11 protein-coding genes are annotated in these 11,960 nt (G+C 60.6%); 3 read left to right on the top strand and 8 right to left on the bottom strand.

All coding sequences use genetic code 11. The features are described from left to right. Positions 1-10: 10 nt before the first annotated feature. The 6 genes from K0H47_RS21675 to K0H47_RS21700 form a co-directional block, all read right to left on the bottom strand. Entirely contained in the window at positions 11-787 is a 777-nt protein-coding gene (locus tag K0H47_RS21675) for an N-acetylmuramoyl-L-alanine amidase (protein WP_093203252.1), read from the bottom strand. Positions 788-885: 98 nt separating this feature from the next. Beyond that, complete coding sequence (locus tag K0H47_RS21680) at positions 886-2,994, bottom strand: diguanylate cyclase (RefSeq protein WP_219273596.1); 2,109 nt, start codon at positions 2,992-2,994, stop codon at positions 886-888. Then, positions 2,991-3,869: an endonuclease/exonuclease/phosphatase family protein gene (locus K0H47_RS21685; protein WP_003214803.1), complete on the bottom strand. Its 879-nt coding sequence runs from the start codon at positions 3,867-3,869 to the stop codon at positions 2,991-2,993. The genes K0H47_RS21680 and K0H47_RS21685 overlap by 4 nt, the downstream gene beginning before the upstream one ends. A gap of 10 nt (positions 3,870-3,879) precedes the next feature. After that, positions 3,880-4,518: a thiol:disulfide interchange protein DsbA/DsbL gene (locus K0H47_RS21690; protein WP_063033700.1), complete on the bottom strand. Its 639-nt coding sequence runs from the start codon at positions 4,516-4,518 to the stop codon at positions 3,880-3,882. A gap of 169 nt (positions 4,519-4,687) precedes the next feature. After that, complete coding sequence (locus tag K0H47_RS21695) at positions 4,688-5,293, bottom strand: cytochrome c4 (RefSeq protein ID WP_010168648.1); 606 nt, start codon at positions 5,291-5,293, stop codon at positions 4,688-4,690. Between the two features lie 33 nt (positions 5,294-5,326). Then, the gene (locus tag K0H47_RS21700; RefSeq protein WP_063033701.1) at positions 5,327-5,629 is read right to left on the bottom strand and encodes a cytochrome c5 family protein; all 303 of its coding nucleotides are present in this window, start codon (positions 5,627-5,629) and stop codon (positions 5,327-5,329) included. 192 nt (positions 5,630-5,821) lie between these two features. Here K0H47_RS21700 and yihA point away from each other — a divergent pair, with 192 nt between their 5' ends. After that, a complete protein-coding gene (yihA, locus tag K0H47_RS21705) occupies positions 5,822-6,463 on the top strand; it encodes a ribosome biogenesis GTP-binding protein YihA/YsxC (RefSeq protein WP_003214811.1) in 642 nt (213 codons plus the stop codon). A 266-nt stretch (positions 6,464-6,729) separates the two neighbouring features. On the opposite strand, the gene polA is transcribed toward yihA, so the two are convergent. After that, complete coding sequence (gene polA / locus K0H47_RS21710; protein ID WP_177025289.1) at positions 6,730-9,522, bottom strand: DNA polymerase I; 2,793 nt, start codon at positions 9,520-9,522, stop codon at positions 6,730-6,732. Positions 9,523-9,596: 74 nt separating this feature from the next. Between polA and K0H47_RS21715 the strand changes: the two genes are divergently transcribed. Together K0H47_RS21715 and K0H47_RS21720 are read left to right on the top strand one after the other, a co-directional pair. Further along, on the top strand, positions 9,597-9,887 hold the full coding sequence (locus tag K0H47_RS21715; protein ID WP_017477978.1) for a DUF2782 domain-containing protein: 291 nt from the start codon (positions 9,597-9,599) through the stop codon (positions 9,885-9,887). Positions 9,888-9,943: 56 nt separating this feature from the next. Next, positions 9,944-10,897: a homoserine kinase gene (locus K0H47_RS21720; RefSeq protein ID WP_219273598.1), complete on the top strand. Its 954-nt coding sequence runs from the start codon at positions 9,944-9,946 to the stop codon at positions 10,895-10,897. Between the two features lie 128 nt (positions 10,898-11,025). On the opposite strand, the gene K0H47_RS21725 is transcribed toward K0H47_RS21720, so the two are convergent. Further along, positions 11,026-11,955: a metal ABC transporter solute-binding protein, Zn/Mn family gene (locus K0H47_RS21725; RefSeq protein ID WP_219273600.1), complete on the bottom strand. Its 930-nt coding sequence runs from the start codon at positions 11,953-11,955 to the stop codon at positions 11,026-11,028. Between the last annotated feature and the right edge of the window lie 5 nt (positions 11,956-11,960).

Below are 11,960 nucleotides of genomic sequence, written 5' to 3' on the forward strand. Positions count from 1 at the left end.
GCGCCAACCGTTATTGGTGATTCAACGCCCGCAAGATCGCGGCACTCTCGGCATCCGGCGTCCCATCAAACAGCGACGCGCGGAAATGCATCTGGAACGCGGCCAACACATGCCGTGTCGCCACATCCAACTCACCCGTCTGCGGCGTCGGATAACCCAGCTTCGCCAACTCTTCCTGGAACCAGGTAATGCTCGGCAGATCGGCCGCGTACTGCACCTGGTAACGGGCAACCGCCTTGGCGTCTGGCCACATGCCCAGCCCTTCATCCGCCAGGCGCTTCCAGGGGAATAACGGCCCCGGGTCCAGCTTGCGTAGCGGGGCAATGTCGCTATGGCCAATGATATTTCGCGGGTCGATACCGTTACGCTTGCTGATGTCCTTGAGCAGCACCACCAGCGACTGCACCTGAGCCTCGGAGTACGGGTACCAGACGCGGCCCGTCGGCAAATCGCGATAACCCGGGTTCACAATCTCGATCCCGATCGAACTGGAGTTGAGCCAGGTACGGCCCATCCATTCGCTTTCTCCGGCATGCCAGGCGCGCTGGCTCTCATCCACGAGCTTATAGATGGTGGCCGAGGCATCATCACCGATCAGGTAATGGCTGCTGACCTGGCCATGGGTCAACAGCGCCAAGGAACGCTCAAGGGACGCCGAGGTGTAGTGCACGACGACGAATTGCACACGATTGTCGTGGTTCACCGACGGATGGCTGGTGTCCAGGCGAGGGCCACTCGCGCAACCAGCGAGCAGGAGAAGCAGAAAGGCAGAACACAGAAGTTTCATGGCAGCAGACAATACGCTTAAGACGATAATGCAACAGTGTAACGTACCATTTGCTGCCAGGCGGCCAAATGCGAAGCTTTAAACAAAATGGAACATTTTCAGGCCGCCTGCACCTGATTGCGTCCCGCCCCCTTGGCACGGTACAGCGCCTCGTCAGCGCGTTTGAGCGCCAGGTCACTGCGTTCACCCGGCTGAAATTGCGCCATGCCCATGGATACCGTGATGGTCACCGGCTCGCCCTTGAAGTGAAACGGGCAGGCTTCGATGGCGGCGCGCAGGGTTTCACCTACGGCCAAGGCATCGGACAGTGAGGAGTTGGGCATCAGCAACACAAACTCTTCACCGCCAAAGCGTGCAATGAAGTCGTTGGGGCGCAAGCGTTTTCGGAGCACCGTGGCGATGATCTTCAGCACCTTGTCGCCGGCCAGATGACCATAGCCGTCGTTGATACGCTTGAAGTGATCCAGGTCCAGCATCGCCAGTGACAGGTTATTCCCACGCTGGTGCCAGGCGTTGACCTCTTGCTCCAGGCGTTCGCTCCAGGCCGCGCGGTTGGGTAAACCGGTGAGCGGGTCGATCAGGGCTTTCTGGCGCTGAACCTCGAGATGCTCACGGTAGCCCTGGGCCTCATGTTCCATATTGGCGACCCGTTCGGCCAGGCTTTTGAGGCGTGCAGCCACTTCCTGCTCGCGCTGGTCACGCTGGTGCTGGTGTTCGTCCATGGTACCCAGCAGACCCTCAAGATGGCTCTCCAGCACGTGCTTGAGGCTATCCAGGTCCGCCGCGTCCTGCACGCTGGTTTGCAAACCATCCACCTGTTCGCGGATCTGGGTATCCAACTCCCTGGCAGCCGAGCGGCTGTCCGCGTGGCCGTCACTGGCGACCTGCAGGTGCCCCTGGAACGCCTCGAGACGCTCGTTGAGTTGCTTGAGGTAGGCTTCAAACTCGTGCTGGCCGCTGTCGGTGATCGCCAGCATCAACACCGCCAGGTCATCGAGAATCGGCAGCAGTTCGTACCAGTTCAATCCATGGGTCAGGCGCTCGCGCATGGCTTCGGCCTGGGGCCGATAACGCTCGGGCAGCGACAGGTCTTCCAGCAAGCCGAGCAGGGTGTCTTCGATGTGTTTGGCCACCGAACTGTAAGACGGCTCGGGGGTGTCGGGCAGGGCGTAGGTCTGATCCGCTTGCAGCTCGTCGGGGTTCAGCTCTGCCAGCTCGGGCGCCTCTTGCGACTCGTCGGCCAGGACCGGTGGCAGGGAGAGACTGCCGATCTCTGTCCGCTCCGGCTCACGGACCTGCACCTCTGGTACTTCGACCATGGCGGCGAGGGCACTCTCGAGCTCAACCTCCGTTTCGATCAGTTGTTCGGGCTCCGGCGTTTCGATAATCGCAGCGGGCGCCTCGATGACGGGCGCCGCAGCCACGACGGCGGGGGCAACTGGCGCCGCTTCGCTGACAGCTTCAGCAGCCTTTACTTGCGGTACGGGCTCAGGAGGCGACTCGACAGGGGCCGGGGCCTTCGGCTGCGGTGCAAATGCCCGCAGCGCCTGGGCCAGCTCCGCCGACTGCGCCGGCGCTTCAGGCTCATCCACCGGCTTGGGCTTTGGCGCAGCAGGCGCAGGAGCGGTCGGGCGGGGTGCCGTGGGTGAGTCGACCTCCGGGGCTTCGGCCGCGGCATCTTTGGCGCCAAACAGTCGCTGCAACAGCCCCGGGCCCGAACGGTTGGTTTCGCCCTCCGGCTCCAGGTTACTCAACGCCTGCCCCTGGAGGCCGCTCAGCTCACTCAGCAACAGCGGGATCTCCCGCGCCTGGCCGACCCGACCGTCCAGCTGCTTGGCGAACGCCTTCAGCGGGCGACTGACTTCCCGCGGCAAGGGCAGTTTCTGCAACTGAGTGACCAGGGCCGTCAACGCGCTGCCGATCTGGTCGACCCGGGTTTCGCGGCGTTGCTCCGAATCCAGCACGGCCTTTTCCAGACGCGGCAGCAATGCAGCGAGGGCAGCGTCCATGTCGTCGGTGCGCACCACATCGCGCATTTCCTTCATGCATTGGTCAACCGCACGGTCGGTCCCTTCTGCCGCCAGGGTGCTGCGTACCAGCCCCCGGCGCAGCAGGTCGAGGCGGGCGGCCCAGCGACGTTCGAGCTTTTCTTGTTGCTCGACGCTTTTAAGGTATTTTTCTTTCCAACGCTGGGCGTCGTCGCTCATGCAAGAGGTCCGCGAGGGCCGGGGCTCAACGCGGGCAATGCATCAGCCGTGAGCGAACCCGGCAGACGAATCTCTACCGCGACGGGCAGGTGATCGGAGATGGGCTGCGCCAGTACCTGCACACTTTCGAGTGTCAGGGTCGGGCTGAGCAGGATGTGATCAAGACAACGTTGCGGACGCCAACTGGGAAAGGTGGCTTCGACTTGCGGCGCCAGCAACCCAAGGTCGCGCAACGGGGAATTCTGTAGCAGGTCGCTGGCGTGGGTGTTCATGTCCCCCATCAGCACCTGGTGTTTGTAGTTGCCAATCAACTCGCGGATGTAGGCCAACTGCAGGGTGCGGGTTCGTGCCCCCAACGCGAGGTGCATCATCACCACGACCAACGCTTCCGGCCCTTCACCGAACCGCACGAGAATCGCCCCGCGGCCTTTTGGCCCGGGCAACGGGTGATCCTCGATTGCCCACGGTTTCAGGCGGCTGAGCACACCATTGCTGTGCTGGCCGAGTTTGCCGAGGTTGCGATTGAGTTGTTGATACCAGTAGGGAAAAGCACCGAGCTGGGCAAGGTGCTCGACCTGGTTGATGTAGCCCGAACGCAGGCTGCCACCGTCGGCCTCCTGCAGGGCTACCAGATCGAAGTCGCCCAGCAGGTCGCCGATCTTTTGCAGATTACCGGCACGCCCGTTGTGGGGCAGCAGGTGCTGCCAGCCACGGGTCAGGTAATGCCGGTATTTCTCGGTACTGATGCCCACCTGGATATTGAAACTGAGCAGGCGCAGCCGACTGTCTGCCGGCAGGCCCGTGGATTCAAGGTGGTGCTCGTTGACCTTAGGGTCATGCAGGCCAACGACACGTTCAGTACCCCAGCGACGCATGACGGGCCCCTTACTTGGCTGCGCGCTCTTTGGCGATCAACTGGTCGGCTACGTTCAGCGCTTGCTCTTCGCCGCCGGCACTGCCGATGTCAAAGCGGTATTTGCCGTTGACGATCAGCGTCGGTACGCCTTGCACGCCGTATTTCTGGGCCAGTTCCTTGTATTGGGCCATCTTGCCCTTCACAGCGAACGAGTTGAATGTCTCCAGGAACTTGGTTTTGTCGACGCCTTGGGTGGCGACGAAATCGGCCATGTCTTCAGGCTTCACCAGGCGCTTGCCTTCTTTCTGGATGGCATTGAACACCGCCGCGTGAACCTTGTGTTCTACACCCATGGTGTCCAGGGTAATGAACAGCTGGCCGTGGGCATCCCATGGGCCGCCGAACAGGGCAGGAATACGTTTGAAATTCACGTCCTGAGGCAGCTTATCGACCCACGGATTGATGACTGGCTCAAAAGCGTAGCAATGCGGGCAGCCATACCAGAACAGCTCCACCACTTCGATCTTGCCCGGTACGGAAACCGGCACAGGATTGGCCAGCTCAACGTAGGTTTTACCGGCTTCAAGCGGCACATTATCGGCAGCTTGTGCGGTCATGCCGAAAAGGCTGGCAGTGACGAGAGCGGCGCTGAGGATCAGATTACGCATGCTTTACTCCTGGACAAATAAAGTCGCCTCACGCGACCTTTGTTGTGACAGGTCTACGCGGGCATGAGTTCGTTAGTGTAACGGCACCGGCCACAAAAAAGGGCAGCCTAAGCCACCCTTTTTATGCTTGCATCGACGGATTAATCGAGCGTTAACGTAGCCGGGGCAATTAGTGCAGGCCCTGGATGTATTGGGACACGGCTTCGATGTCCTTGTTGCTGAGTTTCCCGGCGATGCTCTGCATGATTTTGGTATCGCCGTCGTTGGTACGATTGCCTTCGCGGAAGTCCGTCAGCTGTTTGCCGATGTACTGGGCATGTTGGCCGCTCAAGTGCGGGAAGCCAGCAGCAGCGAGGCCCGCGCCGTTAGGCGAGTGGCAACCGATGCAGGAAGGCATGCCTTTTTCCAGGTTACCGCCACGGAACAGTTCCTCACCGTGGGCCACCAATTTCGGATCAGCAGCCCCCACGCTGCCCTTTTGGCTGGCAAAATACGCCGCGATATCCGCCAGGTCCTGATCGCTGAGGTTGGTCAACAAGCCGGTCATTTCCAGGACCGTACGCTTGCCGTCCTTGATGTCGTGCATCTGCTTGGTCAGGTAACGCTCACCCTGGCCGGCCAGTTTTGGAAAGTTTGGCGCCGGGCTATTACCGTCCGGTCCATGGCAAGCACCACATACGGCGGCTTTCGCCTGGCCGGCAGTGGCGTCGCCTGCGGCATGGGCAACACCGGTGATGCCCAAGGTCAACAGCAGACTCACGATCAGTTTGTTCATCAGCTAATCCAACTACGGCTAAGGGTTAAAGAGTTATGGACCGGGTTTACTCACCATCAACTGAATGACGGCATGGTAATCCTCGGTACTGCAGTCCATGCACAAACCACGCGGCGGCATCGCCTTGAAACCCTGGGTCACGTGTTGCACCAGCGTGTCCATACCTTGAGCCAATCTTGGCTTCCAGGCTGCCTGGTCACCCCGTCTAGGGGCGTTGGGCAACTGTCCGGCATGGCAGGCCCCGCAAACGCGGTTGTACACAGCCTCCGGTTCCTGTGTAGCCTGAGCACTGTAAAGTGGCATCAAGACACCGACGGCTAGCAGCCACTTGGTCATACATCGACCTTTTCAGGGTTTGAGAGCGTTTTGCGTTCTAATGCGCAATAAAGGTCTATCGCTCCCGTGAACTTCATCCTTCGCTGGGACAAAGCACACACAAAATCTGCGGCATTATATACTGGCGCTACTGAAACGGAAACGACACCGCTTGCCGCACCTATTCCCGGCACCGCCCACATCGGAAAACTCATGCAACTCAAGAATCCCATCCTCGGCCTGTGCCAACAGTCCACCTTCATGCTCAGCGCCGCCAAAGTCGACCAATGCCCCGATGACGAAGGCTTCGAAGTCGCCTTCGCCGGCCGTTCCAACGCCGGCAAATCCAGCGCGCTGAACACCCTGACCCACGCCAGCCTGGCCCGCACCTCGAAAACCCCGGGGCGCACACAGCTCCTCAACTTCTTCAAGCTAGACGATGATCGGCGTCTGGTCGACCTTCCGGGCTACGGTTATGCAAAAGTACCTATCCCGCTGAAGCTGCACTGGCAGCGTCACCTGGAAGCCTATCTGGGTGGCCGGGAGAGTTTGAAGGGTTTGATTCTGATGATGGACATCCGTCATCCAATGACCGACTTCGACCTGTTGATGCTCGATTGGGCCGTCGCCAGCGGCATGCCGATGCACGTCCTGCTGACCAAGGCCGACAAGCTGACCTACGGCGCAGCCAAGAACACCCTGCTCAAAGTGCAGGCAGAAATCCGTAAGGGTTGGGGCGACGCGGTGACTATCCAGCTGTTCTCGGCGCCAAAACGCATGGGCCTGGAGGATGCCTACACGGTACTGGCAGGCTGGATGGAACTGGCTGACAAAGGTTCGGAAGCCGCCGAGTAAAAACTCGGGGCAAAAAAAACCCCGGACTTCGTATGGGGAGGGGAAGTTCGGGGTCCAAGTTCCGGACCGCTAGGGCGGGGTCCAGATATCTGCCAACACTTAACACAACATAGGAGCATTGAAGGGCTTCACCACCCATTCAGTAACTCTGAGTAGCAGTTCACGGGTTAAGTTCCGGCACGTTCAAAAAACTATTGGAAATAACCCGCCGCGTTTTCCGATCTAAAGCGCTGCCGCAGCATGATGCCGCGGCCCAAGCCCCAGGCTTAGTGCGCCTCGTCCCAGTTGTCGCCCACGCCGACGTCCACCACCAGTGGCACATCCAGCTTCGCCGCATCACTCATGTGCTCACGAATCTTCGCGCTGACTTCAGCTACCAGGTCTTCACGCACCTCCAGCACCAATTCATCGTGCACCTGAAGGATGACCTTAGCGTCCAGGCCCGAGGCCGTCAGCCAGTTGTCGACCTTGACCATGGCCTTCTTGATGATATCGGCCGCGGTACCCTGCATCGGCGCGTTGATCGCCGTACGCTCGGCGCCCGCACGTTCCTGAGGCTTGTTGGAGTTGATCTCCGGCAGGTACAGGCGGCGCCCGAACAAGGTTTCCACGTAGCCCTGGTCAGCCGCCTGGGCACGGGTGCGCTCCATGTACTCGCGGACCCCCGGGTAGCGGGCGAAGTACACATCGATGTAAGCCTTGGCGGTCTTGGTGTCGACGCCGATGTCCTTGCCGAGCTTCTGGGCGCCCATGCCGTAGATCAGGCCAAAGTTGATCGCCTTGGCGCTGCGACGCTGATTGGATGTGACCTCAGCCAACTCAACCTTGAACACCTCAGCCGCCGTGGCGGTGTGCACGTCGAGGTCGTCGCGGAACGCATTCAGCAACCCTGCGTCCTTGGACAAATGCGCCATGATGCGCAGCTCGATCTGGGAATAGTCCGCCGCCAGCAGCTTGTAGCCCTTGGGCGCGACAAACGCCTGGCGAATACGCCGGCCTTCGGCAGTACGCACCGGAATGTTCTGCAGGTTTGGATCGCTGGAGGACAGCCGCCCGGTAGCTGCGACGGCCTGGTGATAGGACGTGTGAACCCGCCCGGTACGCGGGTTAATCTGTTCGGGCAGACGGTCGGTATAGGTGCTTTTCAGCTTGCTCATGCTGCGGTACTGCATCAGCACTTTTGGCAGCGGGTAGTCGTCTTCAGCCAATTTGGCCAAGACTTCCTCGGCCGTCGAGGCCTGGCCCTTGCCGGTCTTCTTCAACACCGGCAGCCCGAGCTTCTCGTAGAGGATCGCGCCCAACTGCTTGGGCGAGCCCAGGTTGAACTCCTCGCCGGCGATTTCATACGCCTGGCGCTCCAGGTCCACCATCTTGTTGCCCAGCTCAATGCTCTGGATACCCAGCAGGGCAGCATCCACCAAGGCGCCCTGACGCTCAATGCGCGCCAAGACCGGCACCAGCGGCATCTCGATGTCGGACACGACGCTGGCCAAGGTAGGAATCGCAGAGAGCTGCTTGTGCAGTTCCTGATGCAAGCGCAGGGTCACATCGGCGTCTTCCGCTGCGTAAGGTCCCGCCTGCTCAAGGGGAATCTGGTCAAAGGTCAGCTGCTTGGCGCCTTTGCCGGCGATGTCCTGGAAGCTGACGGTATCGTAGTCCAGGTACTTCTTCGCCAGGCTGTCCATGTCGTGGCGAGTCGCCACGGAGTTCAGCACGTAGGATTCAAGCATGGTGTCGAAGGCGATGCCGCGCACGGTGATGCCGTGTGCCGGGTCGCCACCGATGGCGCAATTGGCCAGGATGTTCATGTCGAACTTGGCGTGCTGGCCGACCTTGAGTTTTTCCGGGTCTTCGAGCAACGGCTTCAGGGCCAGTAACACGGTGTCCCGATCCAGCTGTTCCGGCGCACCGATGTAGGAGTGGGTCAGCGGAATGTAGGCTGCTTCATGGGCCTGCACGGCAAACGACACACCCACCAATTGCGCTTTCTGAGCGTCGATCCCGGTGGTTTCGGTATCAAAGGCGAACAGCTTGGCGTCGTTGAGCTTCTTCAGCCAGACATCAAACTGAGCCTGGGTGAGGATGGTTTCGTACACCGGCTCTACAGAAACCGGAGCGACTGTTTCAATCGCTTCGTCCACGACTGCGGCCGATGGGGCGGCGCTCAGCTCAACACGCTTGGCATCGCGCTGAATCTCGTCAATCCAGCTCTTGAACTCCAGCAGCGTGTACAGCTCCAGCAGCTTCTCGCGATCCGGCTCGATCAGGTGCAAGTCGTCCAGGCCCACATCCAGCGGCACATCGATCTTGATCGTCGCCAACTCGTAGGACAGGAACGCACTCGCCTTATGCTCTTCCAGTTTGGCGACCAACGTCTTGGCACCACGAATCGGCAAGGTCGGCACGATATCGAGCTGCTCGTAGAGCTCTTTCAAACCGCCGTTCACGCCTACCAACAGGCCGGAAGCCGTCTTCGGACCAATGCCCGGAACGCCCGGGATGTTGTCGGACGAGTCGCCCATCAACGCCAGGTAATCGATGATCTGCTCGGGAGCGACACCGAATTTCTCCTTCACGCCCTCAACGTCCATGGCGCTACCGGTCATGGTGTTGACCAAGGTAATGTGCCCGTCCACCAACTGCGCCATGTCCTTGTCACCGGTGGAAATCACCACCGGCCGGTCGGCGGCCGCGCTGCTGCGGGCCAGGGTGCCGATCACGTCGTCCGCTTCCACGCCTTCGACGCACAGCAGCGGGAAGCCCAGGGCGATCACGCTCTGGTGCAGCGGCTCGATCTGCACGCGCATGTCATCGGGCATGCTCGCGCGGTTGGCCTTGTATTCGGCGTACAGCTCATCGCGAAATGTCCCGCCCTTGGCGTCGAACACCACCGCGAACGGACTGTTCGGGTACTGTTTGCGCAGGCTTTTGAGCATGTTCAGCACGCCCTTGACCGCGCCGGTAGGCAGGCCTTTGGAAGTGGTGAGCGGCGGCAGCGCGTGAAAGGCGCGGTACAGGTAAGAAGAACCGTCCACCAGGACGAGGGGGGCTTGGCTCATGAGCAGGATCAACCTTTTCGGCGGGTCAGGCGCTAGAATAGCCGGACCAATGACGACAAAGGGACAAGGTTATCATGCGTACAGTAAATCGCTTGTTGTTGACCGGCTTGATTGCATTCCTTCCGCTGGCCGCCATGGCAGCCGACGGAGCGCCTTCGGCAGATCCGGAGGTCACCATTCGCACGGAAGGCGACAAGACCATCCAGGAATACCGCCAAAATGGCTTCCTGTACGCAATCAAGGTGACTCAGAAAGGCTTTCCGCCTTACTTCTTGGTGCGCGCGGACGGAACCGATGCGAACTTCATCCGCTCTGACCAGCCGGATATGCTGATCCCGTCATGGAAGATCTTCGAATGGAAATGATTTCTTAACTTTAATCGGCGCTGCTCCCCGCAGCGCCCGTAACGGCAGTTTTAACCATGTCTGTGTTCACCCCCCTGGCTCGGCCCGAGCTGGAAACCTTTCTTGCCCCTTACGGGCTCGGCCGCCTGCTTGATTTCCAGGGGATTGCCGCTGGTAGTGAAAACACCAATTTCTTTATCAGCCTGGAACAGGGCGAGTTTGTCCTGACCCTGGTCGAGCGCGGCCCCGTGCAGGAAATGCCGTTCTTCATCGAACTGCTGGACGTGCTCCACGACGCCGACCTGCCAGTGCCTTACGCCCTGCGTACCACCGACGGCGTGGCCTTGCGCGAGTTGGCAGGCAAACCGGCGCTGTTGCAACCGCGCCTGGCGGGCAAGCACATCAAGGAAGCCAACGCCCAGCATTGCGTGCAAGTGGGCGAATTGCTCGGTCACCTGCACCTGGCCACCCAAGGCGACAAGGTACTGGAACGCAAGACCGATCGCGGGCTGGACTGGATGCTCAGCGAAGGCGCGCAACTGATTTCACACCTCGACACGGAACAACAACGCCTGCTGCAAGCTGCGCTGGATGAGATCGAGGCGCACAAGGTGCAGATCCTTGCGCTGCCCCGGGCGAATATCCACGCCGACCTGTTCCGCGACAACGCGATGTTCGAAGGTACGCACCTGACCGGGCTGATCGACTTCTACAACGCCTGCTCCGGGCCGATGCTGTACGACGTGGCGATTGCCCTGAACGACTGGTGCTCGGACGCCGACGGCGTGATCGACGGCCAGCGGGCACGGGCATTGTTGGGGGCTTATGCGGGCTTGCGACCGTTCACCGCCAAGGAAGCGGAGCTGTGGCCGACGATGTTGCGCGTGGCCTGTGTGCGGTTCTGGCTGTCACGCCTGATTGCGGCTGAATCGTTCGCCGGGCAGGACGTGCTGATTCACGACCCGCGAGAGTTTCAAGTGCGCTTGGCGCAACGCCAGCAGGTCAAGACCCCGCTGCCGTTCGCGCTGTAAAGATCGTACGCGGTCAAAAATGTGGGAGCGGGCTTGCTCGCGAAAGCGGTGGATCAGTCAATGCATCTGGTGCCTGACACTCCGCCTTCGCGAGCAAGCCCGCTCCCACATTTGATCTTCGCTGAGCCTTACAGGGACTCCAGGCACCCAGCCAGGTCATTCCCCAGCTTCTCCAGCACCTGCTCATACCCTTGGGCGGAGGCCGGCGTGTAACCGCCCAACGCATCCAGCTCGGCCAGCTTCACCGGCAAACCCGCCACCAGCGTTTCCGCCAGGCGAGGGCGCAGCGGCGGCTCGCTGAACACACAAGTCTTGCCCACTTCCTGCAACCGCGTGCGCATCGCCGCCACATGCTGGGCGCCCGGCTGCACTTCTGCGGCAACGCTGAACACACCAGTGTGCTTGAGGCCGTAGGCATCTTCGAAGTAATCGAACGCCTCATGGAATACGAAGTAAGGCTTGCCGGCGACATCCGCCATACGTGCTTTCAAGCGCGCATCCAACGCGTCCATACGGCCATCAAAGGCCTTCACGTTGCTCTGGTAACGCTCGGCGTTGGCCGGATCAGCAGCAGTGAGGTCCGCAGCGATACGGTTGGCGATCACTCGGGCGTTGACCGTCGACAACCACAAATGCGCATCCAGGCTGCCTGGGCGATGATCGTGATCATGCTCGTCGGCATCTTCAGCATGGGAGTGGCTATCTTCGGCGAACCGGCGCAATTTCATTCCTGGCAGGTCCTGCACGGCCACCGTCGGCAAGCTGCGACCTTTCAATACGCGTGGCAGAAAGCTTTCCATGTCCGGGCCGATCCAATACAGCAGGTCCACCGACTGCACGCGCCGTACGTCGGAAGGACGCAACGCATAGTTATGGGGCGAGGCGCCCGGCGGCAGCAATACCTCAGGAATCGCCACGCCATCCTGCACGGCGGCGGCAATCAGCTGTAACGGTTTGATGCTGGTCAGCACCCGAACCTCCGACTGAGCGGCACCGGCAAGCAACAAACTGGTGACAAATACGACAAAAACGGGAAAAAGTCTGGACACGATGACCACTCAAG

This window comes from Pseudomonas sp. Xaverov 83 (assembly GCF_019352905.1).
GTDB lineage: Bacteria > Pseudomonadota > Gammaproteobacteria > Pseudomonadales > Pseudomonadaceae > Aquipseudomonas > Aquipseudomonas yamanorum.